This is a genomic window from Streptomyces sp. NPDC000348 (assembly GCF_042898795.1).
In the GTDB taxonomy this organism is placed as follows: domain Bacteria; phylum Actinomycetota; class Actinomycetes; order Streptomycetales; family Streptomycetaceae; genus Streptomyces.
The window spans coordinates 116,391-142,431 of the sequence record NZ_JBIAZD010000017.1 but is presented as its reverse complement, the minus strand read 5'-3'; the positions used below and the strand labels follow the sequence as shown (position 1 = coordinate 142,431).

General features: G+C 71.4%; 25 protein-coding genes. 14 read left to right on the top strand and 11 right to left on the bottom strand.

What is annotated here, in order from left to right:
* Position 1 precedes the first annotated feature (1 nt).
* The 3 genes from ACFY3N_RS28400 to ACFY3N_RS28390 all read right to left on the bottom strand — a co-directional run bounded on the left by ACFY3N_RS28400 (position 2) and on the right by ACFY3N_RS28390 (position 3,300).
* A complete protein-coding gene (locus ACFY3N_RS28400; RefSeq protein WP_390819602.1) occupies positions 2–913 on the bottom strand; it encodes a sugar ABC transporter permease in 912 nt (303 codons plus the stop codon).
* 13 nt (positions 914–926) lie between these two features.
* Positions 927–1,931, bottom strand: coding sequence for a carbohydrate ABC transporter permease (locus ACFY3N_RS28395; RefSeq protein ID WP_390819601.1), 1,005 nt, complete (start codon positions 1,929–1,931; stop codon positions 927–929).
* Positions 1,932–2,028: 97 nt separating this feature from the next.
* Positions 2,029–3,300: an extracellular solute-binding protein gene (locus ACFY3N_RS28390; protein ID WP_390819600.1), complete on the bottom strand. Its 1,272-nt coding sequence runs from the start codon at positions 3,298–3,300 to the stop codon at positions 2,029–2,031.
* 418 nt (positions 3,301–3,718) lie between these two features.
* Here ACFY3N_RS28390 and ACFY3N_RS28385 point away from each other — a divergent pair, with 418 nt between their 5' ends.
* Positions 3,719–4,753, top strand: a complete 1,035-nt coding sequence (locus ACFY3N_RS28385) for a LacI family DNA-binding transcriptional regulator (protein ID WP_390819599.1) — start codon at positions 3,719–3,721, stop codon at positions 4,751–4,753.
* Positions 4,754–4,886: 133 nt separating this feature from the next.
* Positions 4,887–5,756, top strand: a complete 870-nt coding sequence (locus tag ACFY3N_RS28380) for a phosphatase PAP2 family protein (RefSeq protein WP_390819598.1) — start codon at positions 4,887–4,889, stop codon at positions 5,754–5,756.
* A gap of 12 nt (positions 5,757–5,768) precedes the next feature.
* Here ACFY3N_RS28380 and ACFY3N_RS28375 read toward each other — a convergent pair whose 3' ends face one another.
* A complete protein-coding gene (locus ACFY3N_RS28375; RefSeq protein ID WP_390819597.1) occupies positions 5,769–8,768 on the bottom strand; it encodes a bifunctional [glutamine synthetase] adenylyltransferase/[glutamine synthetase]-adenylyl-L-tyrosine phosphorylase in 3,000 nt (999 codons plus the stop codon).
* 239 nt (positions 8,769–9,007) lie between these two features.
* On the opposite strand from ACFY3N_RS28375, the gene ACFY3N_RS28370 reads away from it, so the two are divergent.
* From ACFY3N_RS28370 to ACFY3N_RS28360, 3 genes are read left to right on the top strand one after another with little or no spacing between them, the layout of a single operon-like run.
* Complete coding sequence (locus tag ACFY3N_RS28370; protein WP_390819596.1) at positions 9,008–9,448, top strand: VOC family protein; 441 nt, start codon at positions 9,008–9,010, stop codon at positions 9,446–9,448.
* A gap of 30 nt (positions 9,449–9,478) precedes the next feature.
* Positions 9,479–9,730: a CopG family transcriptional regulator gene (locus ACFY3N_RS28365; RefSeq protein ID WP_390819595.1), complete on the top strand. Its 252-nt coding sequence runs from the start codon at positions 9,479–9,481 to the stop codon at positions 9,728–9,730.
* Positions 9,731–10,165, top strand: coding sequence for a type II toxin-antitoxin system VapC family toxin (locus ACFY3N_RS28360; protein WP_390819594.1), 435 nt, complete (start codon positions 9,731–9,733; stop codon positions 10,163–10,165).
* Here ACFY3N_RS28360 and ACFY3N_RS28355 read toward each other — a convergent pair.
* The gene (locus ACFY3N_RS28355; protein ID WP_390819593.1) at positions 10,122–10,412 is read right to left on the bottom strand and encodes a hypothetical protein; all 291 of its coding nucleotides are present in this window, start codon (positions 10,410–10,412) and stop codon (positions 10,122–10,124) included. The genes ACFY3N_RS28360 and ACFY3N_RS28355 overlap by 44 nt on opposite strands.
* Positions 10,413–10,643: 231 nt before the next feature.
* Here ACFY3N_RS28355 and ACFY3N_RS28350 point away from each other — a divergent pair, with 231 nt between their 5' ends.
* The 4 genes from ACFY3N_RS28350 to ACFY3N_RS28335 are packed head-to-tail and all read left to right on the top strand — an operon-like array spanning position 10,644 to position 12,571.
* Entirely contained in the window at positions 10,644–11,276 is a 633-nt protein-coding gene (locus ACFY3N_RS28350) for a hypothetical protein (RefSeq protein WP_390819592.1), read from the top strand.
* Between the two features lies 1 nt (position 11,277).
* Positions 11,278–11,706 (top strand): phage holin family protein, encoded by a 429-nt coding sequence (locus tag ACFY3N_RS28345; RefSeq protein ID WP_390819591.1) that lies wholly within the window; start codon positions 11,278–11,280, stop codon positions 11,704–11,706.
* Positions 11,682–12,425 carry a DUF3618 domain-containing protein gene (locus ACFY3N_RS28340; protein WP_390819590.1) on the top strand — a complete coding sequence of 248 codons (744 nt, stop codon included), beginning with the start codon at positions 11,682–11,684 and terminating at the stop codon, positions 12,423–12,425. Before ACFY3N_RS28345 ends, ACFY3N_RS28340 begins: the two co-directional genes overlap by 25 nt.
* The gene (locus ACFY3N_RS28335; RefSeq protein ID WP_390819589.1) at positions 12,422–12,571 is read left to right on the top strand and encodes a DUF397 domain-containing protein; all 150 of its coding nucleotides are present in this window, start codon (positions 12,422–12,424) and stop codon (positions 12,569–12,571) included. Before ACFY3N_RS28340 ends, ACFY3N_RS28335 begins: the two co-directional genes overlap by 4 nt.
* A gap of 37 nt (positions 12,572–12,608) precedes the next feature.
* On the opposite strand, the gene ACFY3N_RS28330 is transcribed toward ACFY3N_RS28335, so the two are convergent.
* Entirely contained in the window at positions 12,609–14,153 is a 1,545-nt protein-coding gene (locus tag ACFY3N_RS28330) for a polysaccharide lyase family 1 protein (protein WP_390819588.1), read from the bottom strand.
* Positions 14,154–14,440: 287 nt separating this feature from the next.
* Between ACFY3N_RS28330 and ACFY3N_RS28325 the strand changes: the two genes are divergently transcribed.
* The gene (locus tag ACFY3N_RS28325; protein ID WP_390819587.1) at positions 14,441–14,998 is read left to right on the top strand and encodes a DinB family protein; all 558 of its coding nucleotides are present in this window, start codon (positions 14,441–14,443) and stop codon (positions 14,996–14,998) included.
* 87 nt (positions 14,999–15,085) lie between these two features.
* On the opposite strand, the gene glnA is transcribed toward ACFY3N_RS28325, so the two are convergent.
* Positions 15,086–16,447 (bottom strand): type I glutamate--ammonia ligase, encoded by a 1,362-nt coding sequence (gene glnA / locus ACFY3N_RS28320; protein ID WP_390819586.1) that lies wholly within the window; start codon positions 16,445–16,447, stop codon positions 15,086–15,088.
* Positions 16,448–16,661: 214 nt separating this feature from the next.
* Positions 16,662–17,105 (bottom strand): RrF2 family transcriptional regulator, encoded by a 444-nt coding sequence (locus ACFY3N_RS28315; RefSeq protein ID WP_390819585.1) that lies wholly within the window; start codon positions 17,103–17,105, stop codon positions 16,662–16,664.
* Positions 17,106–17,283: 178 nt separating this feature from the next.
* Here ACFY3N_RS28315 and ACFY3N_RS28310 point away from each other — a divergent pair, with 178 nt between their 5' ends.
* The 3 genes from ACFY3N_RS28310 to ACFY3N_RS28300 all read left to right on the top strand — a co-directional run bounded on the left by ACFY3N_RS28310 (position 17,284) and on the right by ACFY3N_RS28300 (position 20,438).
* Positions 17,284–17,943 (top strand): DUF3105 domain-containing protein, encoded by a 660-nt coding sequence (locus ACFY3N_RS28310; protein WP_390819584.1) that lies wholly within the window; start codon positions 17,284–17,286, stop codon positions 17,941–17,943.
* Entirely contained in the window at positions 17,940–18,563 is a 624-nt protein-coding gene (locus tag ACFY3N_RS28305; RefSeq protein WP_390819583.1) for a DUF305 domain-containing protein, read from the top strand. Before ACFY3N_RS28310 ends, ACFY3N_RS28305 begins: the two co-directional genes overlap by 4 nt.
* Positions 18,564–18,677: 114 nt before the next feature.
* Positions 18,678–20,438, top strand: coding sequence for an NAD+ synthase (locus tag ACFY3N_RS28300; protein WP_390819582.1), 1,761 nt, complete (start codon positions 18,678–18,680; stop codon positions 20,436–20,438).
* A 546-nt stretch (positions 20,439–20,984) separates the two neighbouring features.
* Here the strand turns inward: ACFY3N_RS28300 and ACFY3N_RS28295 are convergent.
* From ACFY3N_RS28295 to ACFY3N_RS28285, 3 genes are all read right to left on the bottom strand, one after another.
* A complete protein-coding gene (locus ACFY3N_RS28295; protein WP_390819581.1) occupies positions 20,985–22,040 on the bottom strand; it encodes an endonuclease/exonuclease/phosphatase family protein in 1,056 nt (351 codons plus the stop codon).
* A gap of 431 nt (positions 22,041–22,471) precedes the next feature.
* Entirely contained in the window at positions 22,472–23,092 is a 621-nt protein-coding gene (locus tag ACFY3N_RS28290) for a TetR/AcrR family transcriptional regulator (protein ID WP_390819580.1), read from the bottom strand.
* Positions 23,093–23,165: 73 nt separating this feature from the next.
* Positions 23,166–24,758 (bottom strand): MFS transporter, encoded by a 1,593-nt coding sequence (locus ACFY3N_RS28285; protein WP_390819579.1) that lies wholly within the window; start codon positions 24,756–24,758, stop codon positions 23,166–23,168.
* A 216-nt stretch (positions 24,759–24,974) separates the two neighbouring features.
* Between ACFY3N_RS28285 and panB the strand changes: the two genes are divergently transcribed.
* On the top strand, positions 24,975–25,853 hold the full coding sequence (gene panB, locus ACFY3N_RS28280; RefSeq protein ID WP_390819578.1) for a 3-methyl-2-oxobutanoate hydroxymethyltransferase: 879 nt from the start codon (positions 24,975–24,977) through the stop codon (positions 25,851–25,853).
* Positions 25,854–26,041: the final 188 nt, after the last annotated feature.

The following is a 26,041-nucleotide window of genomic DNA, read 5'->3' as shown; positions in this document are numbered from 1 at the left end:
GTCAGCCCTTCGTGCCGCCGGCGGTGAGGCCGGTGACGAGGTTCCTCTGCACGAGGTAGAAGAACGCGGAGACCGGTATCGCGATCAGGACCGCGGTGGCGGCCATGAGGTTGCGCTGCGCGTCGTGCTCGCTGACGAAGCTCTGCAGACCGACGGCGAGGGTGTACTTCTCGTCGTCGAGCATGAACGTCGTGGCGAAGGCGACCTCGCCGAACGCGGTGATGAAGCTGTAGAACGCGGCGACCGCCAGCCCGGGCTTGGCGAGCGGCAGGATCAGCCGCGCGAACGTGCCGAAGGGGGTCAGCCCGTCGACGCGTCCCGCCTCGTCGATCTCGAACGGGATGGTGTCGAAGTAGCCCTTCATCAGCCAGGCGCAGTACGGCACCGCCGTCGAGCAGTAGACGAGGACGAGTCCAAGGTAACTGTCGACGAGCTGCAGGTCCGAGAGGATCTGGTACATCGGGACCATCAGGACGGCGACCGGGAACATCTGGGTGACCAGCAGGACCCACATGAACTTCCGGTAGCCGGGGAAGCGCATGCGGGAGACCGCGTAGCCGGTGGTGGCGGCGACCAGCACGCCGATGACCGTGGTGCCGAGCGAGACGATCAGCGAGCTCTTCAGCCAGTCGAAGAAGTTCGTGTGCTGCAGGACGAACGTGTAGTTGTCGAGCGTCATCTTGCCCCAGATGCCGCCGGGACGCAGATAGTCGTCCTTGTCGGGGCCGAGGGACAGGAAGACCAGCCAGGCGACCGGGAACAGCGCGATCAGACCGGCCACGGTCAGCACGCCGTGCGTGGTGAGGCGGGCCAGCGGGCTGCTCTCGCCGCGCCGGCGCGACCCGCGGGCCGGGGTCCTGTCGTCGGCAGGCCGGTCCGCCGGAGCAGTGGGGGTGACGGTCGGGGTGCTCATGGGGACTCCTGCCTCAGATCGCGAGCTGCTGCTCATTGCGGTTCAGCCAGCGGCGGTAGAAGGAGGTGAAGACGATCAGGATGGCCAGCAGCAGCATGCCGTAGGCCGCGGACTCGGCGAACTCGCGCGGCTGCTGTCCGAAGCCGAGCTGGTAGGCCCAGGTCACGAGGATCTGTGCCTCCGGGGCGGTGTTGCCGAACAGCAGGAAGATGACGGCGAACTGGTTGAAGGTCCAGATCACGCCGAGCAGGACCACGGTGGAGCTGACCGACCGGAGGCCGGGCAGGGTGACGTGGCGGAACCGCTGCCAGGCGTTCGCGCCGTCCATCTCGGCCGCCTCGTACAGGCTGGCGTCGATGGACTGCAGTCCGCCGAGCAGGGAGATCATCATGAACGGCACACCGCACCAAGTGTTGACCATGATCGCGGCGAACCGCTGCCAGAAGGTGTCCTCCAGCCACGCCGGGGTCGGCAGGCCGAGGGAGTCCAGGGCGGTGTTGATGATGCCGGCGTCGGCGAGCATGAAGCGCCAGCCGAAGACGGTGACGAAGGTCGGCACGGCCCACGGCAGGATGAGGACCAGCCGGTAGAGGGTGCGGCCGCGCAGCTTCTGGTTGAGCAGCAGGGCCAGGCCCAGGCCGATGCCGTAGTGCAGGGCGACACAGGCGGCCGTCCACACGATCGTCCAGATGAAGTGCGACCAGAAGCGGTCGTAGGCGGTCTCGCCCCACAGGATGTCGGCGTAGTTGTCGATGCCGATGAACTTGTAGGTGGCCTCGATCTCGTTGACGCCGATGGTGCGGGCCGAGTTCAGGCTGTCCGCGTCGGTGAGGGTGAGGTAGAAGCCGTACACGAGGGGGTACAGCACGATGACGCCGAGCACCAGGGCCACCGGCGCGATCATGGCGTAGGCGTACCAGTGCTTCTGGAAACTGCGCTTCAGGCGGCTGACCGGCCCGGGGCGGGGCGCGCGGTCACCGCGGCGCTTGCCGGTCGCGCGGTCGATGGCGACTGTCATGGTTCGGCACCTTCTGGATGATCAAGGAGTACGGCACACAGGCCGGCGGCCGCCGGACCCTCCCCTCCTGGAAGCGGGTCCGGCGGCCACGCGGGCATTACTTGCTGAAGTCCGGCACCAGCTTGGCGATCGCGGTCTCCGCGTCACCCAGGCCCTTGTCCAGGGACTCCTTGCCGCTCGCGATCTGCGGGAGCTCGTCGTCCAGCGGAGCCCACAGCGAGCTGTACTCGGGCAGGGCCGGGCGCGGCTGGGCGGCGGAGAGGACCGTCTGGTAGCCGGCGATGCCCGGGTCGGCCTTGACCTGGTCGGTGTAGGCGTCGTCGCGCGTGGGCAGCGTGGAGTTCTTCAGCGCGATGGTCTCCTGCGCCTTGGCCGAGGTCATGAAGTTCACGAACTTCAGCGCGGCCTCCTGCTTCTCCTTGCTGGAGCCGGCGTAGACGGAGAGGTTGTGGCCGCCGGTCGGGGCGCCCGCCGTGCCGGCGGAGCCGGCCGGGACGGTGGCGATGCCGAGGTTGTTCTTGTCCTTGAAGGCGGAGCCCTTGTAGAAGTTGGTGATCTCCCACGGGCCCTGGATGATCGAGGCGACCTTGCCGTTGACGAACGCGTCCTGGATGTGGGCGTAGGCGTCGGCGGTGACGTCGGCCTTGTGCAGGCCCTTGCCGTCGAAGAGGTCCAGCCAGGTGCCGTAGGCCTTCTCGGCCTCGGCCGACTTCACGGTGATCTTCTTGGCGTCGGCGTCGACCATGTCGGTGCCCTCGCCGTAGAGGAACGGCTGGGCGTAGTAGCCGGCGGTGGAGCCCCAGTAGCCGTCGACGCCCGTCTTCTCCTTGACGGTGGCGGCGGCCTTCTTCAGGTCGTCCCAGGTCTTGGGGGCCTCGACGCCGGCCTTCGCGAACAGTTCCTTGTTGTAGACGAAGGCGAGGGTGTCCGTGGTGAACGGGACGCCGTAGGTCTTGCCCTCGTACGTGGCCTGCTCGATCAGGTTGGGCTTGAACTTGTCCTGCTCGGCGAGGGCCTCGGTGCCGTCCAGCGGCAGGAAGAAGCCCTTCTTGGCGAAGGCGGGGGTCCAGCCGACCTCGGAGCGCAGCACGTCCGGGGCGCCCTTGGAACCGGCGGCGGTGTCGAACTTGTTCTGCGCCTGGTCGAAGGGGACGTTGACGAACTCGACCTTGATGTCCTTGTTGGCGGCCTCGAACTCCTTGACCAGGGCCTGGTACGTCGGCGCCTCGTTGGTCGCGTTGGAGGTGTCCCACCAGGTGATGGTGACCGGGCCGCCGGCCGAGTCGCCGCTGTCGCTGTCTCCGCCGCAGGCCGTCGCCGCGAGGGCGAGGGACGCCACCAGCGCGGTGGCCGCTATGCCACGCCGCATGAGTTCTCCTTGAGGGTTAAGCCCGTGAGTGCAGGAGCGGCCCCGTCTGCCGTCCTGCGAAGTGCCGACTGCGCCGTTGCGGCGGCCGGGCGACGTGAACGTAACAGCGATGGAACCGTTTCGAAAGACCTTGCAGAAAAGTTTTGCAAGCGGCGCCGGGAGTTACCCCGCCGTGACCTCTTCCCGACCGCTCGGAGACTCGGGTTTCCGCCCGTACGACAGGGGTTCGGACTGTTGTGCAAGACTCTGCAAGCACTTGCCATCCGTTGCCGCCGGGGGAATCATCCCTTGCGGACGGACGCCGACCACGACGTGAGGGACCGCGATGACCCAGCAGCCCGCAGCGGGCCGTTCGACGGCGCGCACCAGGCGTCCCATCGGTGTGCAAGGCGAGAAGCGGCGGCTACAGTCCAGTCCTGTGACCACACGCCTTGCCGACATCGCTGCTCAGGCGGGGGTGAGCGAGGCGACCGTCAGCCGCGTCCTCAACGGCAAGCCGGGCGTCGCCGCCACCACCCGCCAGTCCGTGCTCGCCGCCCTCGACGTCCTCGGCTACGAGCGGCCGGTGCGGCTGCGGCAGCGCAGTGAGGGCCTGGTCGGTCTGATCACCCCGGAGCTGGAGAACCCGATCTTCCCCGCGCTGGCCCAGGTCATCGGGCAGGCGCTGACCCGCCAGGGCTACACGCCGGTGCTCGCCACCCAGACCCCGGGCGGGTCGACGGAGGACGAGCTGACGGAGATGCTCGTGGACCGCGGGGTGGCCGGCATCATCTACGTCTCCGGACTGCACGCCGACACCACCGCCGACACCCAGCGCTACGAGCGGCTGCGGGCGCAGGGCGTGCCGTTCGTGCTCGTGGACGGCTTCTCGCCGAAGGTGCAGGCGCCGTTCATCTCCCCCGACGACCGGGCCGCGATGGCGCTCGCCGTCACCCACCTCGCCTCCCTCGGCCACACCCGTATCGGCCTCGCGCTCGGGCCGAAGCGGTTCGTGCCGGTGCAGCGCAAGATCGAGGGCTTCGTGCGCACCATGCAGGAGCAGCTGGGACTGAGCGCCGAGACGGTCGAGACGGAGCTGGTCCAGCACTCGCTGTACACGCTGGAGGGCGGCCAGGCCGCCGCCAGCGCGCTGATGGACCGCGACTGCACGGCGGTGGTGTGCGCGAGCGACATGATGGCGCTGGGCGCGATACGGGCGGCCCGGCAGCGCGGTCTGGACGTGCCGAAGGACATCTCGGTGGTCGGCTTCGACGACTCCCCGCTGATCGCCTTCACCGACCCGCCGCTGACCACGGTCCGCAAGCCGGTCCCGGCGATGGGCCAGGCCGCGGTGCGCACGCTGCTGGAGGAGATCGGCGGGACGCCCGCGCCGCACAGCGAGTTCGTGTTCATGCCGGAGCTGGTGGTGCGCGGTTCGACCGCTTCCGCCCCCGGGGACCGGAATCGTCCCTGAGGCGGAGGACGGGACCTGCGGCGCACTGCCGGGGGAGGACGGGACGGACCTGCTTCCGGCGGAGAGGACGTGCGGGCCGGACCCGACCGGGGGATGATCTGAGGAGGGGGTCTTTTCTGGCAGACTCTGGCCCATGGGTGACACGACGGTGACAACGCTGGAAGGCCGGGAAGAGGCCGCAGCGCACCCCGTCGCGGAGGAGACGGGGCCGCGTCGCCTGCGCGCTCTGCGCGTACCCCGCCGCCCCCGGCTGTGGTTCGAGATCCTGCTGATCGCGGTGAGTTACTGGACGTACTCGCTCGTCCGCAACGCCGTGCCGGAGCAGCGGTCCGAGGCGCTGCGCAACGCCGACTGGATCTGGCGGCTGGAGCAGCAGCTGGGACTCGCCGTCGAGGAGTCCGTCAACCAGGCCGTGAACTCGGTGACCTGGCTCGTCGTCGGCATGAACTACTACTACGCCACCCTGCACTTCGTGGTGACGCTGGGTGTCCTGGTGTGGCTCTACCGTGGTCATCCCGGCCGCTACGCGGCGGCCCGCCTGGTCCTCTTCACCACCACCGGCATCGCCCTCGTCGGTTACTACCTGTATCCGCTCGCCCCGCCCCGGCTGATGAACGGCCAGGACTTCGTCGACACCGTCCTGGTCCACGAGACGTGGGGCTCGATGGCCTCCGGCGACCTGAAGAACATGTCGAACCAGTACGCCGCGATGCCCTCGATGCACATCGGCTGGTCGGTCTGGTGCGGTCTGACGATCTTCGCGCTGGCCAGTGTCCCCTGGGTGCGGGTGCTGGGCCTGGTCTACCCGGCGGCCACGCTGGTGGTCATCGTCGCCACCGCCAACCACTTCTGGCTGGACGCGGTGGGCGGCGTCCTCTGCCTGGCCTTCGGCTACGGCATCGCCCTGGTCTGGTACGGCCACCGGCCGTACGCCCTGCCGAGGCAGGTGCCCGAGCGGGGGAAACGGGAGCCGGAGCGGCTCCCGGTGCCGAAGCAGAAGTGACCGCGGGGGCTTCTACGATCCCCCGTAGAACAGCTCCTCCACCACGCCCCGCGCCCGCCGCGCCGTACGCCGGTACGCGTCGAGCATGTCGCCGGCGTGACCGGGGCCGTAGCCCAGGTAGCGGCCGACGGCGCCCAGCTCCCGGGGCACGGTGGGGAAGGTGTCCCCGGCCCGGCCCCGGACCAGCATCACCGCGTTGCGCACGCGGGTGGCGAGCACCCAGGCCTCGTCGAGGGTGCCGGCGTCCTCCGCGGAGATCAGCCCGGCCTCGCGGGCGGCGGCCAGCGCCTGCCGGGTGCGGGTCGTGCGCAGGCCCGGCTCCTCGGCGCCGTGCCGCAGCTGGAGCAGCTGCACGGTCCACTCCACGTCGGACAGCCCGCCCGGCCCGAGCTTGGCGTGCAGCTTGGGGTCGGCGCCGCGCGGCAGCCGCTCCGACTCCATACGGGCCTTCAGCCGCCGGATCTCGCGGACGGCCTCCTCGTCGAGCCCGCCGGCCGGGTAGCGCAGCGGGTCGATCAGCCCGATGAAACGGCGGCCCAGGTCCTCGTCCCCGGCGACGTGCTCGGCGCGCAGCAGCGCGTGCCGCTCCCACACCAGCGACCAGCGGCGGTAGTACGCCTCGTACGACCCGAGCGTGCGCACCAGCGGCCCCGACTTGCCCTCCGGGCGCAGGTCGGCGTCGATGAGCAGGGGCGGGTCGGCGCTGGGCGCCTGCAGCAGGCGGCGCATCTCGGCGACCACCTTGCCCGCCGCCTCGGCGGCCTCCCGCTCGTCCACGCCGTCCCGCGGTTCGTGGACGAACAGGACGTCCGCGTCGGAGCCGTAGCCCAGCTCGTGCCCGCCGAAGCGGCCCATGCCGATGATCGCGAACCGGGTGGGGAGGGTGTCCCCCCAGCCCTCCCGGACCACCGCGCGGAGCGTGCCGGCGAGGGTGGCGGCCGTCAGGTCGGACACCGCGCCGCCCACCAGGTCCACCAGGGCGCCCTGGTCGGCCTCGGCGGGCTGCGACTCGGTGCCGTAGGAGCCGATGATGTCGGCGGCGGACGTGCGGAACAGCTCGCGGCGGCGCACCCCGCGGGCGGCCGTGACGCCCTGGAGGGCGTTGTCGGCGCGGCGGACGGCGGCGAGGATCTCCTGCTCCAGATGGGCGCGCGGGCGCGGCTCGAGTCCCCCGCCGCCGTCGCCGAGCAGCGCCACCGCCTCGGGGGCGCGCATCAGCAGGTCGGGGGCGAGCCGGCCGGCGGACAGCACGCGGGCCAGGTTCTCGGCGGCGGCGCCCTCGTCGCGCAGCAGCCGCAGGTACCAGGGCGTCTTGCCGAGCGCGTCGGAGACGTTGCGGAAGGTGAGCAGCCCGGCGTCCGGGTCGGCGGAGTCCGCGAACCAGCCGAGCAGCACCGGCAGCAGGGTGCGCTGGATGGCGGCCTTGCGGGTGACGCCGGACGCCAGCGCCTCCAGGTGGCGCAGCGCGGCGGCCGGATCGGCGTACCCGAGCGCGATCAGCCGCTCCCGGGCGGCCTCGGCGCTGAGCCGGGCCTCGCCGGGGGCGAGCGCGGCGACGGCGTCCAGCAGCGGCCGGTAGAACAGCTTCTCGTGCAGCCGCCGTACGACGGAGGCGTGCCGCTTCCACTCGCGGTTCAGGGTGGCGACCGGGTCGGTGCGCAGGCCGAGGGAGCGGCCCAGGCGGCGCAGGTCGGCCTCGTCCTCGGGGACGAGGTGGGTGCGGCGCAGCCGGTGGAGCTGGATGCGGTGCTCCATGGAGCGCAGGAAGCGGTAGGCGTCGTCGAGCTGGGCGGCGTCCGCGCGGCCGACGTAGCCCCCGGCGGCGAGGGCCTTCAGCGCGTCGAGGGTGGTGCCACTGCGCAGCGAGGCGTCGGAGCGGCCGTGCACCAGCTGGAGCAGCTGCACCGCGAACTCGACGTCCCGCAGGCCCCCCGGACCCAGCTTCAGCTGGCGGTCGATCTCGGCGGCGGGGATGTTCTCCACCACCCGGCGGCGCATCTTCTGCACGTCGGCGACGAAGTTCTCCCGCTCGGCGGCCTGCCACACCAGCGGCTGGAGCGCGGCGGCGTACTCCTCGCCGAGCGCGGGGTCGCCGGCGACCGGGCGGGCCTTGAGCAGCGCCTGGAACTCCCAGGTCTTGGCCCAGCGCTGGTAGTAGGCGAGGTGGGAGGCGAGGGTGCGCACGAGCGGCCCGTTGCGGCCCTCGGGGCGCAGATTGGCGTCGACGGGCCAGATGGAGCCCTCGACGGTGGTCTCGGAGCAGATCCGCATCAGGTGCGAGGCGAGCCGGGTCGCGGCGCGCAGCGCCTTGTCCTCGTCGGCCCCGTCGGCCGCCTCGCCCACGAAGATGACGTCGACGTCGGAGACGTAGTTCAGCTCGTGTCCCCCGCACTTGCCCATCGCGATCACCGCGAGCCGGCACAGGGCGGCGTCCTCGGGTGCGGCGGCCGCGGCGAGGGCGAGGGCGGCGCGCAGGGTGGCGGTGGCGAGGTCGGCGAGCTCGGCGGCGGTCTGGGCGACCTCGATGGTGCCGCAGACGTCACGGGCGGCGATGGAGAGCAGACAGCGCCGGTAGGCCACGCGGAGCGAGACCGGGTCGGTGGCCCCGGCGAGGCCCCGCTCGAACTCCTCGACGCCCGGGTGCAGGTCGCGCGGTTCGTAGGTGACGAGGGCCTGCCAGTCGCTCGGGTGCCGGGCCAGGTGGTCGGCGAGCGCCTCGGACGCGCCGAGCACCCCGAGCAGCCGGTCCCGCAGCGGCTTGGCGGCTATCAGCGTGTCCAGCAGTTCCTGGCGGGCGGTGGTCCCGTCCTGCGCCTCCAGCAGCCGCACCAGCCCCCGCAGCGCGAGATCGGGGTCGGCGGCCTGGCCGAGGGCTTCCAGCAGGACGGGGTCGTTGCGCACGAGCGTGAGTCCGGCGCTGTCGAGCAGCCGCTCGGCGGCGGACGGATCGGTGAAGCCGTGCCGCAGCAGCCGCGTGAAGGTACTGCTCCTGCGCCCCGGCGCCGACGTCATCCCCGGCCTCCCTCGTGCCTCGCGCCTGTGCCTGGTGCACATGCCTCGGATCGGAGTCGTACGGCCATGAGCCTATCCGGAGTACGGGCCCGCGGCCCGGGGCACGGTGACATGCCGCTGTGGGCATGTCGGTGGCGCGGCGGCCGGTTTTCGGATTCGGTGAGGGGGAGCCGTTCGGCCGGACCGGGGACGGTCCGGCCGGCGCGAAGCGGACACGCCGACGGAGGAGCCGGATTTCCATGGACATGACCCTCGAAGTGATCCCGCTGCCGGTGAGCGACATCGACCGCGCCAGGGACTTCTACCGGGACAAGGTCGGCTTCCACGTCGACATCGACCAGGAGGTCGTGCCGGGCATGCGCATCGTCCAGCTGACCCCGCCCGGCTCCGGCTGCTCGATCGCCCTCGGCGAGAGCATCTGGAGGATGACCCCCGGCCCCGCCCCGGCCCCCGGCTCCTACCAGGGGCTCCAGCTCTGCGTCGCCGACATCGGGGCGGCCCGCGCGGAACTGACCGCCCGCGGCCTGGACGTCTCCGAACCGGTCCGGTACGCCGACTCCGACGGCGCCACCTTCATGCACTTCACGGACCCGGACGGCAACGGCTGGGCGGTGCAGGAGTACCGGCGGCGGGCCACGGAGCCGCTGCACAAGGTGCTGGGGGACCGGGCGGGGGGATAGGGCAACATATGGCAGGAGTACCATACAACCATGAGCCTCAAGAGAACGACGGTCTACCTCGAGGAAGACGATCTCCATGACCTCAAGGACACGGCCGCGCGGAGAGGAATCAGCGAAGCCGAACTGATTCGCGAAGGGGTCCGCCTCGCCATCGCCCGCAATCGCGTCTGGGACGAGCCCGCAGGGCTTCCCGTCTTCGACAGCGGCGACCCCACCTTCGCGGAGCGAGGTGACGAGATACTGGGTGAGACGGGCTTCGGCCGCTGGAACGAGGCCTCATAAGTGATCGCCATCGCCGACACGTCGGGGGTCATCGCCTCCGTCGATCACAGCTGCCCCGAGCACAGGACCGCCCGTCACGTGATGGACACGGCCGGCCTTCTGGTGATCCCCCAACTCGTCCTCGCCGAACTGGACCATCTGTTGAGTCGCCGGTTCAACAAGGATGCCGCAGGGCAGGTCATGGACTCACTCGTGGCACAGGCCAGGAGGGGGCGCTACGTCTTCGGTGACGCGCACGCCGATCTCCTCGCGGACGCCAGGCACGTTCAGCACAGGTACCGGGAACTCGCGCTCGACCTGACCGACTCGGTGATCGCGGTCATGGCCCGCGAGTACGCGACGGACGCTGTACTTACGCTCGACCGGAAGGACTTCCGCGCCATCCGCCCACTCACCGCACACCCGGCGTTCCGGCTCCTGCCCGGCGATCTGTAGCGCCCCCCGCACACCCCTCGGGCACCGCCGAGCCGATCCCGTCCCGGCCGTCGCCGAGGTCGAAGGTCTCGTCATCGGACACGAACGGCTCGTCCCCGACACGGTGTGCCGCACAGTGCGCCGCGGCGATCCGGTGGACGCCTTCGCGGATCACTTCCGCCTCCGACACGCCCAGGCGGGCGGCGGCTTCCTTGGCCAGGAGCAGGTCACCGTCGTCGACGTAGAGGGTGATACGCCTCAGAGCCATGTCCGCATGGTACGACTCGCACACCGAGCAGACATGACGGCGGACGGGCGATCCGCCGCGCTCGTTCCACCCCGACATCCGATCTCGTCATCATGTGTCAATGCTGGACAAATGGCGACTCGTCATGTCGCGAGCGGCTTCGTGTGACGGTCGGCATTCAGACCTCCGGCGTGTGTCGGCCCACAGGGAGCAGGAGCCGCATCCAGCACATCCGATGAGGGGAAGTCGCCGATGAGTGAGTCCGTACGAACCGGATCCGGGAGCACCGGAGAGAAGGTCAAGGCAGAGACCTCCGCGACGGCCGGCCAGGCCAGGCAGGCCGCCGGCCAGGTCGCGGGCACCGCGGCGGAACAGGCCCGGACCGTCGTGGGCGAGGCGCGGCAGCAGGCCGGCACGGTCATCGAGGACCTGCGGGGCCGCGCGATCGACGAGGCGGACGGGCAGACGAAGCGGGCGGCCGGCACGCTGCGGCAGTGGGCGAACGACTTCTCCGACCTGGCCGCGCGCGCGGAGGGCGACTCGCCCGCCCGCAGCCTGGCGGCCCGGGCCGGCGACAAGGGGCAGCGGGCGGCCGACTATCTGGAGCGGCAGGGGGTCGAAGGTCTCGTCGCCGACCTCCAGGGCTTCGCCCGCCGACGCCCCGGCGCCTTCCTCGGCGGCGCGCTGCTGGCCGGACTGGCCGTCGGACGCCTGGCGAAGGTGACGAAGACGGCGGCCGGGGCCGGCGGGAACGGACAGCGGCAGGTCACCGCGGCCCCGGCCGCCGAGGCCCTGCCGGCCGCTCCCCCGCCGGGTACGGCGCCGCCCGCACCGTCCGCTCCGCCGAGCATCGGCACGCCGGGCCGCCCGTTCCCGGAGGTGTGAGATGGCCACGATGTCACCGCGGCCCCGGGCCCGTTCGACCGAGCCGTACGAGGAGGAGCGTTCCACCGGCGAGTTGCTGTCGCAGGTGGCCTCCGACCTCCAGGTCCTCTTCCGTCAGGAGGTGGAGCTGGCCAAGGCCGAGATCAAGGAGGAGGGCACCAAGGCGGGCAAGGCGGCAGGGATGTACGGCGGTGCCGGCTTCGCCGGCTACATGGTCCTGCTGTTCCTGTCGCTGGCGGCCGTGTTCGGCCTGGCCAACGTGATGGACGGCGGCTGGGCCGCGCTGATCGTCGCCGCGCTGTGGGCCGTCGCCGCGGCCGTGCTGTACCAGAAGGGCCGCGCGAAGATGCGCACCGTCTCGCCGAAGCCCGAGCAGACCGTTCAGAGCCTGAAGGAGGATGCGGAATGGGCACGTCACCCGACCACATGAGGGCCGAGATCGCGGCCACGCGGAGCCAGCTGTCCGCGGACGTGGACCGGCTCGCCGACCGGGCCAGCCCGCGCCGCATGGTCCGCCGCCGCGGGGCGCGGATGCGCCGCACGGTGTCGGGCGTCCGGGACCGCGTCATGGGCACCGCCTCGCAGACGGCGCACGGCATGGCCGACACCGCCCGGTCGGCGGCCGGCTCGGTGCAGTCGGCGGCCGGTTCGGCGGCCGGCTCGGTGCAGTCGGCGGCCGGTTCGGCGGTCGGCTCGGTGCAGGAGGGCACCGGACAGGCGGCCGACTCGGCGCGCGAGATCGCCGGCCAGGCGGGACAGGCCGTCCAGCAGGCGCCCGAGATGGCCCGCCGCCAGACCGAGGGCAACCCGATCGCCGCCGGCCTGGTCGCCTTCGGCGTCGGCCTGCTCGCCGCCTCGATGCTGCCCGCCTCCGAGAAGGAACAGCAGAAGGCGTCCGAGCTGATGGAACGCGGCGCCGAGGCGCTGGAGCCGGTCAAGCAGGCCGCCACCGAGTCCGCGCAGCACCTGAAGGAAGACGCCAAGGAGGCCGCGCAGAGCGCGGCCGCGGAGGTGAAGGACACCGCCCAGCAGGCGGCCCGCACCACCCAGGACGAGGCCCGCGACCAGGCCGGCCAGGTCACCGACCAGGCCCGCGACTCCGGCCGCAGCCTCAAGGACGAGACCCGCGGCCGCTCCGGGCCCGCGTGAGGGACGCGGCCGCACTGCCTCCGGCGCCCGGACGGGGCCGGAGGCAGTGCTCCGTCCACGTCCGGGACTCCAGGACCCCCGACGGTCCCCGTCTCACCCTCACGGCGGCGGCGTGGGCCCGCTCCGTGACGCGTCACGCCGGCTGAGGCCGGGGGCCGTCGCGAGGACGGCCCCCGGTAGGCGTCAGCTCGCGTACGTCTCGAACTCGGCGATCCTCGGGGTGCCCGAGGCGCTGGTGATCTCGAAGGTGATCTTCTTCAGGGAGGTCGCGGAGAAGCTGATGACGCCCGCTCCGCTGCCGGAGGCCAGGACCGCGCCCGTGTCGTGGTTGAGGACGCGGTAGGAGCCGATGGTGCCGGAGCCCGACGCCTGCTGAATGTTGATCTTGGAGACCGTGGTGGCCGAGCCCCACTTGACCGAGACGGAGCCGGTCGAGCCGGACGGCGACCAGTACGTGCTCGCGCTGCCGTCGACGACGTTGCCGTAGCTCGTCCCGGAGGCCTTGGAGGAGCCGTCCGCGCCCGCGCCGAGGCTGAGGTTGGTGCCGGTGGGCGGGTCGGTGGGGTCCGGATCCGTCGGGTCCGGGTCCGTCGGGTCGGGGTCGGTTGGGTCCGGGGTCTGCGGGGTGCAGCTGCCGTCCGAGACCTTCAGGCCCTTGTTGGCGCCCGCCGTCTGGCTCACCACGCTCGGCACGCAGGTGGCCGCGTCGAGGGTGTACGCGTACGGGATGCTCACCGACGTGTTCGACGTGGGGTCGGGACCCGCCGGGTTGTGGTCGCTGCTGCGTGAGGACCAGGTCACGTTGTCGAAGATGTTGCCGCTGACCTGCCAGTAGCCGGCCGCGTCGGTGTAGAAGGTGCCGAGGACGTCCTTGGAGTCCTCGAAGTAGTTGTTGTCCACCTTCGCGCGGGCGCCGGCCCGGGAGTTGATCCCGGACTCGTTCAGGCTCTTGTAGTGGTTGTTGTAGATGTGCGAGATGCCGCCGCGCAGCAGGGGCGTGCGGGAGTCGATGTTCTCGTACAGGTTGTGGTGGAAGGTGACGTACCCGTTCGAGGTGTCGCTCTCGCTGGAGCCGATGAGGCCGCCGCGGCCGGAGTTGCGCAGGATGCTGTAGGACAGCGTCACGTACTGGGTGTTGTCCTTCATGTCGAAGAGGCCGTCGTAGCCCTCCGACTCGCCGCCGGACGCCTCCAGCGTGGTGTGGTCGACCCAGACGTTGCGGACACCGCTTTCCATGCCGATGGCGTCTCCGCCGTTCGACGTGGGCGAGCCCGACTTCTTGACGTTCCGGATCGTCACGTTCTGGATGACGATGTTGCTGGACTCCCGGATGTGGATGCCCAGCTGGTCGAAGACGGCGCCGTTGCCGACACCGACGATCGTGACGTTGCTGATCTGCTTGAGCTCGATCACGCCGGCCGCGGTGTTGCAGCTGCTGCCCGACACCTTGGCGGTGTTGCCGTGGTTGATGGTGCCCTCGACCTGGATGACGATCGGGGTGGAGCTGCTGGCCCGGCCGCACAGGGCCTGGTGGATCGCGGTGCCGGTGGTGGCGCGGACCGTCTGGCCGCCCGCGCCGCCGGTGGTCCCGCCGTTCTGGGTGGCGTAGCCGGTGACACCGCCGGTCGCGGCGGATGCCGTGGACGTGGACAGGGCCATGCCGGTCGCGGCCGCGAGGGCCCCCGTGGCCAGTAACGCGGAGAGTCGCACGGCGACTGATCGCCTCATTCTCGTCTCGCCTTTCGTCGTTCCGGTTTATGTCATGGGCATGTCACTAGAACCGATGAGGGAGGGCGGGGCGGGCCGGACCCATCGGGTGAGAAAGCGCTTTCCGTATGTTCATCGCGACAGTAGGGCCACGCCCGAGGGGCTGGCAAGGTTCCGCGCAGTTACGGAATGTCCACTTCCGCTTCTGGCTCCGCGAGGGCGACGCGTGATCTAGGTCACGATCTGACCTAGACGGCTCCTAGCGTGGTCCTCGACCGCGGAACAGGAACAGCGGAAGGCGAAAGACCATGACCGTGAACGATCCGACCACCAGCGACCCTGCCGAGGGCCCGACGACGACCGGTGAGCGCGCCGATCTGCTGGAGACGCTCGCCAAGCACCGGCACTTCCTGCGCTTCACCACCCGTGATCTGACCGACGAGCAGGCCGGGCTGCGGACGACCGCCGGCGAGCTCTGCCTGGGCGGCCTGATCAAGCACGTCACCTCGGTCGAGCGGAACTGGGTGGACTTCATCCTGAACGGCCCCTCGGCGATGGGGGACTTCACGGCCATGACCGAGGACGACTGGGCCCGGCGGGCCGACGAGTTCCGGATGCTGCCCGGTGAGACGCTGGCCGGCGTGCTGGCCGACTACACCGACGTGGCCGCCCGGACCGACGACCTGGTCGCGGCCCTGCCCGACCTCGACGCCGCATGGCCCCTGCCGAAGGCCCCGTGGTTCGAGTCCGGCGCGCGGTGGACGGCCCGCAGGACGCTGCTGCACATCATCGCCGAGACCGCCCAGCACGCCGGCCACGCCGACATCATCCGCGAATCGCTGGACGGCGCGAAGAGCATGGGCTGACCGCCGGGCGACCCCTCGGACGGGGCCGAGGTCCACGGCCATCGGCCCCGTGCGCCCGCTCGACCGGGCACCCGCTCCGGCCCGCGCCTACAGCACCGGCAGGTTCTTGCGCAGCTCGAAGGCGGTGACCTCGCTGCGGTACTCCTCCCACTCCTGGCGCTTGTTGCGCAGGAAGAAGTCGAAGACGTGCTCGCCGAGGGTCTCGGCGACCAGATCGCTGCGCTCCATCAGGGTCAGCGCCTCGCCCAGGTTCTGCGGCAGCGGTTCGATGCCCAGCGCGCGGCGCTCCGCGTCGGACAGGGCCCACACGTCGTCCTCGGCGCCCGGCGGGAGCTCGTAGCCCTCCTCGATGCCCTTCAGGCCGGCGGCCAGCAGGACGGCGTAGGTCAGGTACGGGTTGGCGCCGGAGTCGATGGAGCGGACCTCCACGCGCGCCGAGCCGGTCTTGCCGGGCTTGTACATGGGCACGCGGACCAGCGCCGAGCGGTTGTTGTGGCCCCAGCAGATGTACGACGGGGCCTCGCCGCCGGCGCCCGCCGTGCGCTCCGTGCCGCCCCAGATGCGCTTGTAGGAGTTGACCCACTGGTTGGTGACCGCGGAGACCTCCGCCGCGTGCCGCAGCAGGCCCGCGATGAAGGAACGGCCGACCTTGGAGAGCTGGAACTCCGCGCCGGACTCATAGAACGCGTTGCGGTCGCCCTCGAAGAGGGAGAGGTGGGTGTGCATGCCGGAGCCCGGGTATTCGGAGAACGGCTTCGGCATGAAGGTCGCCTGGACGCCCTGTTCGAGGGCCACCTGCTTCATGACCAGGCGGAACGTCATGATGTTGTCCGCCGTGGAGAGCGCGTCCGCGTAGCGCAGGTCGATCTCCTGCTGGCCGGGGGCGCCCTCGTGGTGGGAGAACTCCACCGAGATGCCCATCGACTCCAGCATGGTGATCGCCTGGCGGCGGAAGTCCATGCCGACGTTCTGCGGGGTGTGGTCGAAGTAGCCGGAGTTGTCCGCGGGCGTCGGGCGGCTGCCGTCCAGCGGCCGGTCCTTCAGCAGGAAGAACTCGATCTCCGGGTGGGTGTAGAAGGTGAAGCCCAGGTCGGAGGTGCGGGCCAGGGCGCGCTTGAGGACGAAGCGCGGGTCCGCGAAGGACGGGGAGCCGTCCGGCATGAGGATGTCGCAGAACATGCGGGCCGTGCCGGGGGCCTCGGCGCGCCAGGGGAGGATCTGGAAGGTCGACGGGTCCGGCTTGGCGATCATGTCGGACTCGTAGACCCGGGCGAAGCCCTCGATGGCGGAGCCGTCGAAGCCGATCCCCTCGTCGAACGCCTGCTCGAGCTCGGCGGGGGCGACGGCCACGGACTTGAGGAAGCCCAGCACGTCGGTGAACCACAGGCGCACGAACCGGATGTCGCGCTCCTCCAACGTCCGGAGCACGAACTCCTGCTGCTTGTCCATCTTCCGCTTCCCCATCCTTGCCGGTCAGGCCGCCCGTCCGCTCCCACTCCCGGGGAGACGGTCGGGCATCCCGAGCATCCCACCACACCAGCGTTTCACACGCGTTGCCGACCTCGGTCGGCCGGCTTGCCGTGGCCTGAACGCCTCGCACACGACAGGTGTACCGCTCCGGGGCCCATCTTGCCCGTTCGGGCCGGTATCCGTAACGGGCGGCTCACGGACTCGGGGAGATGCCCAGCAGGAGGGGACCCGTGGGGGCCCTGACGATGTCCGCCACCGTGACCGGGTCCAGCGAGGCGAAGAACGCCTCCTGGGCTCCGCGCAGGGCTCCGCGCAGCCGGCAGGCCGGGCTCAGCGGACAGGGGGACGAGGTGGGGGTGCCCTCGCAGTCGACGACGTCCCCCTCGCCCTCGAAGGCCCGGACCACCGCGCCCACCGAGGCGGTACGGCCCTCTTCCGTGAGGCCCAGACCGCCGCCCCGGCCGCGGCGGGCCGTGAGCAGGCCCATGTGCTGGAGCTCGGCGACGACCTTCGCGGCGTGCGTGTAGGGCACGCCCATGGCCTCCGAGACGTCGCGCGTCGTCGGGTTGGAGTCGCCGGCCACGGCGAGGCGCATGAGGACCCGCAGGGCAAGGTCGGTGGAGCGGAGGAGCCGCATACCATGCAGGGTAGGTAATGTGCATCCGGGGTTCAAATTATCCGGCGTGAAGGATGTGTGCGGGGGACGTGCGGGGGTGTCAGGCTGGGTTCGCAGGCCCTCTACGGCTCGTCCCGCCTTCCCCATTACGATCAGCTGATCCGTTCGTCCCACTCCTCCTCTCCCGAAGGACATTCCCATGGGCTCCGCCAAGAAGAGCAGCGCGGCACGTTCGGCACGCATAGAGGAGATGCGGCGCGCCGAGAAGGCCCGCGAGCGCCGCAACCGGCTCCTCGTCATCGCCGCCAGTGTGGTGGTCGTCGCCGGGCTCGTCGCCGGCAGTGTGGTGCTCGTCCAGTCCCAGTCGGACGACGACGGCGCGGCCGCCGACGCGAAGAACTCCGGCAAGTTCGTCACGGGCGACGACGGCGTACGGAAGTGGGAGGGCGAACTGGGGCGCAACCACGTGACCAAGGCGGTGAAGTACTCCGTCTCGCCCCCGGTCGGCGGCGACCACGACCCGGTGTGGATGAACTGCAACGGGGACGTCTACACCGACGAGATCGACAACACCAACGCCGTGCACTCGCTGGAGCACGGTGCCGTGTGGGTGACGTACAACGCCTCGGCCGACAAGGCGGACGTCGACGCGCTCGCGGCGAAGGTGAAGAAGACGCCGTACACGCTGATGAGCCCGGTGGACGGGCAGAAGGACCCGATCATGCTGTCCGCCTGGGGGCACCAGCGCACGGTGACCGGCGCGGAGGACCCGAACGTGGACGCGTTCTTCGAGAAGTTCGTCCAGGGAGAGCAGACGCCCGAGCCGGGGGCCGCCTGCACCAACGGGCTCTCCGAGTGAGGCAGGCGGGGCTGATCGCGGGGGCCGCGGCCACGGCGCTGATCGCGGCCGGGGCGATCACCTACGCGGTGGCCGGGGACGACGGCTCCTCGGGCGCGGTGCCGTCCGCGGGGTCCGCGGACGCCGGGTTCGCCCGGGACATGGCCGTGCACCATCAGCAGGCCGTCGAGATGTCGTACGTCGTGCGGGACCGCACGGACGACGAGGAGGTCCGGCGGCTCGCCTACGACATCGCCCAGACGCAGGCCAACCAGCGGGGCATGCTGCTGGGCTGGCTCGACCTGTGGGAGCTGCCCAAGGTGTCCGCGGATCCGCCGATGACCTGGATGGGCATGGGGGACACGGTCTCCGGCGAGGACGGGGCGCTGATGCCGGGGATGGCGACCAACACCGAGATGAAGCGGCTGGGGTCGCTGAGCGGGGAGCGGGCGGAGGTCTTCTACCTGCAGCTCATGACGGACCACCACAAGGGCGGGGTCCACATGGCGCAGGCGTGCGTCCGGGCGTGCGAGGTGGGGGTCGAGAAGCGGCTCGCGCGGGGGATGGTGGAGGGGCAGGAGTCGGAGATCGCGCTGATGGCGGGGATGCTGGAGGAGCGGGGGGCGGCGGCCAGGCCTTAGCGTGCGGTGGCCGGGGGTGGCGGTGGCCGGGGGGCGGCGGACGGGGGGCGGCGGACGGGGGGCGGCGGACGGGGCTCCAGGACATCGCGTCGCTCTGACGATTACACTGGGCCCGTGCCTCAACTACGTCTCGCCCTGAATCAGATCGACTCGCGCGTCGGTGACCTCGCCGGCAACGCCGAAACGGTGGTCCGCTGGACCCGGCACTCCGCCGAGCAGGGAGCGCACCTCGTGGCGTTCCCCGAGATGGCGCTGACCGGGTATCCCGTCGAGGACCTCGCCCTGCGGTCGTCCTTCGTGGAGGCGTCGCGGGCGGCCCTGCGCTCGCTGGCCGCGCGGCTCGCCGAGGAGGGGTTCGGGGACCTCCCGGTGATCGTCGGGTACCTCGACCGCAGTGCCGCCGCCCAGCCGAGGTACGGGCAGCCGGCCGGTGCGCCGCAGAACGCGGGCGCCGTGCTGTACGGGGGTGAGGTGGCGCTGAGCTTCGCCAAGCACCACCTGCCGAACTACGGCGTCTTCGACGAGTTCCGGTACTTCGTGCCCGGTGACACCATGCCGGTGGTGCGGGTGCGGGGCGTCGACGTCGCCCTCGCCATCTGTGAGGACCTGTGGCAGGACGGGGGGCGGGTACCGGCGGCGCGGTCGGCCCGGGCCGGGCTGCTCCTGTCGATCAACGCCTCGCCGTACGAGCGGGACAAGGACGACACCCGGCTGGAGCTGGTGCGCAAGCGGGCGCAGGAGGCCGGGTGCACGACCGCGTACCTCGCGATGATGGGCGGGCAGGACGAGTTGGTCTTCGACGGGGACTCGATCGTCGTGGACCGTGACGGCGGCGTCGTGACGCGTGCGCCGCAGTTCGCCGAGGCGTGTGTCGTGGTCGATCTCGAGCTTCCAGCGGCGGAGGCGGACGCGCCGACGGGGGTCGTCGACGACGGGCTGCGGATCGACCGGGTCGTGCTGTCGGAGGCGCCCGTGCCCGCGTACGAGGCCTCGTCGCCCGGGGGGTACGCCGAGCGGCTCGACGACGACGAGGAGGTGTACTCCGCGCTGGTGGTCGGGCTGCGGGCGTACGTCGCGAAGAACGGGTTCCGGTCGGTGCTGATCGGGTTGTCCGGGGGGATCGACTCGGCGCTGGTCGCCGCGATCGCCTGCGACGCGGTGGGCGCGGAGAACGTGTACGGCGTGTCCATGCCGTCGAAGTACTCGTCCGAGCACTCGAAGGACGACGCGGCGGAGCTGGCGCGGCGGACCGGGCTGAACTATCGGACCGTTGCGATCGAGCCGATGTTCGATGCGTACATGGGGGCGCTGGGGCTGACCGGGCTGGCGGAGGAGAACCTGCAGTCGCGGCTGCGGGGGACGCTGCTGATGGCGATCTCCAACCAGGAGGGGCACATCGTGCTGGCGCCGGGGAACAAGTCGGAGCTGGCGGTGGGGTACTCGACGCTGTACGGGGACTCCGTGGGGGCGTACGGGCCGATCAAGGACGTGTACAAGACGTCGGTGTTCCGGCTGGCGGAGTGGCGCAACCGGGCGGCGGTGGAGCGGGGGCAGACGCCGCCGATTCCGGAGAACTCGATCTCGAAGCCGCCGAGCGCGGAGCTGCGGCCGGGGCAGGTGGACACGGACTCGCTGCCGGACTATCCGGTGCTGGACGCGATCCTGTCGCTGTACGTGGACCGGGACCGGGGGGCGGACGAGATCGTCGCGGCCGGGTTCGACGCGGAGCTGGTGACGAAGACGCTGCGGATGGTGGACCGGGCGGAGTACAAGCGGCGGCAGTACCCGCCGGGTACGAAGATCTCCCCGAAGGGCTTCGGCAAGGACCGCCGGCTGCCGATCACCAACGGCTGGCGCGAGGGGATGCGCGTCTGACGCGCGTCTGACGCGCGTCTGTTGAACGCCTGCGGCGCGGCGTTCGGGCCGGTGGGTGCGGGCGTAGCGCCTGCGGTCGGTGGGTGGGGCGGGGCCGGGTCGGGGGTGTCCGTCCTCGGACCGGCGCGGAATCGGCTTGCTGGAGGGGGTGCGGGGCGCGGACGCGCCGGCCACTGCGGGCGGCCACCCCCGCCCCGACCCCTCCGCGCCGTACGCGGCCACCCGCCGCCACCCCGCCGCTCCCGCGGGCAGTCGTGCCGCTGGGGCGATGGGGGTCCCCCCGCTCATGGGGGTCCCCCCGCTCGAGCGAAGCCGAGAGTGGGGGAGGAGCCGAGAGTGGGGGAGGAGCCGAGAGTGGGGGAGGGTGGGCGCTGGGGGTACCCCCTCTGGGGGAGGCACCCCGCAAACGCCGGGCTGCGTGAACACCCCCCGGCTCGCACCCACGCAGCACCGGGCCACGCAAGCCGACCCCCGGCCGGTACCACCGCGGGCCCCGCATGACGCCGGGCCGCGCGGAGCCACCCACCTGACCGCACCAGGCGGTTTTCAGTCGCCCTGTGCGGTGACTCTCACCCGGGCCGCGATGGGGAGGTGGTCGCTCGCCGTCGCCGGAAGGGTCCAGGAGCTCTCCGGCTCCGCACCCTTGACCAGGATCTGGTCGATCCGCGCCATCGGGAACGACGCCGGCCAGCTGAAACCGAAGCCGCTGCCCACGGCTCCCTGGGTGGAGCGCATCTGGGAGGTCACCGCGTTCAGGGCGCGGTCGTTCATCGTGCCGTTGAGGTCGCCGAGCAGGACGACGTTCGGCAGGGGTTCATCGGCGATGGCCTCGCCCAGCGCGTCGGCGCTCTTGTCCCGCTGACGGGCCGTGAAACCGGCCTCCAGCTTCACCCGGACCGAGGGGAGATGGGCGACGTAGACCGCGACCCGGCCGGCGGGAGCGGCCACCGTGGCACGCATCGCGCGCTTCCAGCCGAGGCGGATGTCGACCGCCTTCACCTCGCTCAGGGGGTACTTGCTCCACAGGCCGACGGTGCCGACCACCTCGTGGTACTTGTACGTCGGCTCCAGCGCCCGCTCGTACGTCGGGACCTCCGACGCCTTCAGCTCCTCGAGGGCCAGCACGTCCGCGCCCGAGGCGGCCACGCCGCGGGCGGTGGCGGACGGGTCCGGGTTGTCGGCGTTGACGTTGTGCGTGGCCACCGTGAGGTCGCCGCCGCCGGTGCCGGTCTTGTCGGTGAGCAGGCCGCCGAAGAGGTTCAGCCAGACGGCCGCCGGCAGGATCGTCGCGATCAGCGCCGTCGCCGACTTGCGGATCAGGCCGAGGACGAGCAGCACGGGGATCATCAGGCCCACCCAGGGGAGGAAGGTGTCCACCAGGCTGCCCAGGTTGCCGATCGCGTTCGGGATGTGGGTGTGGGCCAGCATGACCAGGGCGGTCAGGACCGCGCAGGCGGCCAGGACGAGGCCGCGGCGCCAGATGCGGCGGTCGCCGCGCCAGCCCCTGGTGAGGCGCTCGCGCAGGCGCCGGAGCCGGGTTGGCCGCGGCTCGGGCCCCGAACCGTCGTCGTCCGTCTCCGTCATGTACGCCTGCTGCGCCATACCGTCGCCTCACAACCTGCCGTGCACACCGTCACCCCGTGTCCGTAAGACCCTAGGGGATGATCGGTTCCGTTCCCGCCGTCCCGCGACGGCCGTACGGGGGCGAGGACGCGCGGGGGTGCCCGGGGAGTTCCGGGCGGGGGTGGTGAAAGCGCCCTCTGTGACGAAACGCGCACGGTGATGACGCGGGGTCAGGTGGGCGTGCCGCGGGTGGCCGTCGTGGACCGGCGACTCGTGGACGCCGGTTCCCGCCGGCCGTTCGCCGCCCCGGCCCGGCCGGTGGGACGAGCCCGTCGGCGGGGCCGCCGCACTGCGCGTACACGTACGGCATGCCGTGGCCGACGGTCGTCCGCAGGGGGCGCGACCCGTCGCTCGGGGCGGACCCCGGCCGCGGGTGATCGCGCTCTGCGCGGCGGGAGGCCGGTGGGCTTTCAGTCGCCGGGCGGGCGCAGGCCTTCGAGGAGCGTGTCCACGACGCGTTCGGCGAGGTCGTCCGGGAGGTCGGCGTCGGGGCGCAGGACGGTGCGGACGAGGAGGGGGCCCACGACGATGTCGTGGAGGATCTCCAGGTCGACGTCGGCGCGCAGCTCGCCGTTCTCCCGGCCCCGGCGCAGCACCTCCAGGCCGAGTCTGCGGCGCGGCAGGATGACGTTGTCGTGGTAGGCGGCCCAGAGGTGGGGGCTGCTCTTCATCTGGGCGCGCACGTTGTGCAGGATCGCCGAGGTCCGGCCGGCCAGGCCGCGCAGGCGCATCGACTCCAGCAGGACGACCAGGTCGTCGCGCATGGAGGTGCCGGGGAGTTCGGGGTCCGGGGGCTCGGCGGCGCGCAGGACGTCGGCGAGGAGCTGCTCCTTGCCGCTCCAGCGGCGGTAGATGGTGGCCTTGCCGACGCCGGCGGTGCGGGCGATGCGCTCGATGGAGAGCTCCGCGAGGGGCACGCCGTCCTCCAGGAGCTTCATCACCCCCTCGCCGATGGCGCGTTCGGCCGCCTCGCTGCGGGGACGGCCCCGTGCGGGGCCGCCCTGCCGGGGATCGGTGCCGTCCGGGCTCACGTCGTCGGGTCCTTTCGGTGGGCTGGGACGATTCTCCCCGGTGGGCGGTGGCAACGGTCCACCGCCCCGGGGCTTATCGGTCCGCCGCCGGTACCAGCTCCCGCTTCCCTTCGTCCTCCTCGGACGCCGGCGCACGGCCGGGCAGGAACACGGCGGCGACGACCGCGCCCAGCACCGCGACGACCGCTCCGCACAGCGCCGTGACGTGCATGGCGTGCAGGAACGCGGCGTCGGCCGCGCCGACCAGGGGCTCGCCGCGCGCGCCCAGCCGGTCCGCCACGGCCAGCGTGGCCTCGATGGACTCGCCGGCGGCGTGCCGGGCGGCGGGCGGCAGCAGGCCGAGTTCGTCCTCGATGCCGTTGCGGTAGGCGGTGGAGAGCACCGAGCCGAGCACGGCGATGCCGAGGGCGCCGCCGACCTGGCGGAAGGTGTTGCTGAGGGCGGAGGCGGAGCCGGCCTTCTCGCGGGGCAGGGCCTGCATGATGACGACGCTGACCGGCGTCATGACGCACGCCATGGCGGTGCCCATGAGGAAGAAGACGACTTCCAGCAGCCAGATCGGCGTGTCCCCGTCCAGGAGGGCGAACGCGGCCAGCGTCGCCGCGAGCACCACCAGGCCGGCGGCGGTGGTGGCCCTGTTGCCGAAGCGGTCGACCAGGAAGCGGGCCTGGGGCGCGAAGAGCATCTGTGTGGCGGCCAGCGGCAGCAGCAGCAGCCCGGTCTCCAGCGGCGAGTAGCCGCGCACGCTCTGGGTGTAGAACACCGCGAAGAACGTCACGCCCATCAGCGCGAAGAAGACCAGCGCGACCGCGGTGATCGCGGCGGAGAACACCTTGTTCCTGAAGTGGGTGACGTCGACGGACGGATGGTCGCTGCGCTTCTCGAACACCACGAACGCGGCGAGCACGGCGAGACCGGCGCCGACGGCCGACACCACGGTGACGTCGGTGAAGTCGGCGAGCCGGCCGCCCTCGATGATGCCGTAGACGAGCAGGACCAGTCCGGCCACGGACAGGACGACACCGACGGGGTCGATCCGGCCCGGGTCCGGGTCGCGGGAGTCGGGGACCAGCCACAGCATCAGGGCGACGGCGAGGACGACGATGGGCACGTTGACGAGGAAGACCGAGCCCCACCAGAAGTGGTCCAGGAGGACTCCGCCGGTGATCGGACCGATGGCGATGGCGAGGCCCACACCACCCGTCCAGATGCCGATGGCCTTGGGCTGCTCGTTACGCTCGAAGACGTTCATCAGCACGGCCAGGGTGGCCGGCATGACGAAGGCCGCGCCCAGTCCCATCATCGCGCGGAAGCCGATCAGCCCGGCCGGGGAACCGGAGAACGCGGCGAGCGCCGAGCCCGTGCCGAACACGACGAGACCGCCGATCAGCACCTTCTTGCGGCCGAGCCGGTCGCCCAGCAGACCCGCGCTGAAGAGCAGACCGGCGAAGACGAGCGTGTAGGCGTTGATCGCCCACTCCAGCTCGCCCTGTGTGGCGCCCAGGCCGGTGGGGGCGGGGGTGGAGATCGTCTTGATGGCGACGTTCAGGATCGAGTTGTCGAGCACGACGATCAGCAGGCTCAGCATCAGTACGCCGAGGATGGCCCAACGGCGCCGGTGCACGGCTTCCGGGACCCGGCGGGCAGGGACGGCAGGAGAAGTCATACGACCCAGAGTAGCCATTTACGATACGATACCGTCTCGTATCGTAAGCGTTTTGCCGAAATCTTGCCCGACATTGCCCGGTGTGGACGCAGGTGCGGGGTGGCGGGCGGAACTCACAGGGGGACCTCTGGCCCTCGTCGGGGCGAGGTGCCACCATGGACATGGTCCGGGGACGCCGTCAGGGCGCCTCGAGATGACGTGTTGGGAGACGGATCAATGACGCAGCTTTCGGCTGCCCAGACCGGGACGACGTCCGGTTCCTCCGCCGGCGGCAAGACGCTGTACGGGGGCAAGGGCACGCGCCGTATCACTGTCCGCGACATCGCAGCCGCCAAGGAGCGCGGCGAGAAGTGGCCCATGCTCACCGCGTACGACGCGATGACCGCGTCCGTGTTCGACGAGGCCGGTATCCCGGTGATGCTCGTCGGCGACTCCGCGGGCAACTGCCACCTGGGGTACGAGACCACCGTGCCCGTCACCCTCGACGAGATGACCATGCTGTCCGCCGCGGTCGTACGGGGCACCTCGCGCGCCCTGATCGTGGGCGACCTGCCCTTCGGCTCCTACCAGGAGGGTCCGGTGCAGGCGCTGCGCTCGGCGACCCGGCTGGTGAAGGAGGCCGGTGTCGGCGCCGTGAAGCTGGAGGGCGGCGAGCGGTCGCACCGGCAGATCGAGCTGCTGGTGGAGTCCGGGATTCCGGTGATGGCCCACATCGGGCTGACGCCGCAGTCGGTGAACGCGATGGGCTACCGGGTGCAGGGGCGGGGCGAGGAGGCGGCCCAGCAGCTGCTGCGGGACGCCAAGGCCGTGCAGGACGCGGGGGCGTTCGCGGTGGTGCTGGAGCTGGTGCCGGCGGAGCTGGCGGCGGAGGTGACGCGGGTGCTGCACATTCCGACCGTCGGGATCGGGGCCGGGCCGGACACGGACGCGCAGGTGCTGGTGTGGACCGACATGCTGGGGCTGACCGGGGGGCGGGTGCCGAAGTTCGTGAAGCAGTACGCCGATCTGCGTGAGGTCATGACCGGGGCGGCGAGGGCGTTCGCCGAGGATGTGGTCGGCGGGACGTTCCCGCAGGAAGCGCACTCCGTGCACTGAGCAGCTCTGCTGCCGTTGAGCCACTGCCGCACCACCTGTCGGCCCCGTCGATCTTCCCCCGTCGGCGGGGCCGGCACCTTTGTGCGCCTGGACCGGCGCCGCTCTCGCGGAGGTGGTGCGCGCCGTCGGGGTGCCTCAATTGATGGTTGCGGTGGCCACGCGGGAGTTGTCGGTGCCGTCGGCTGGCT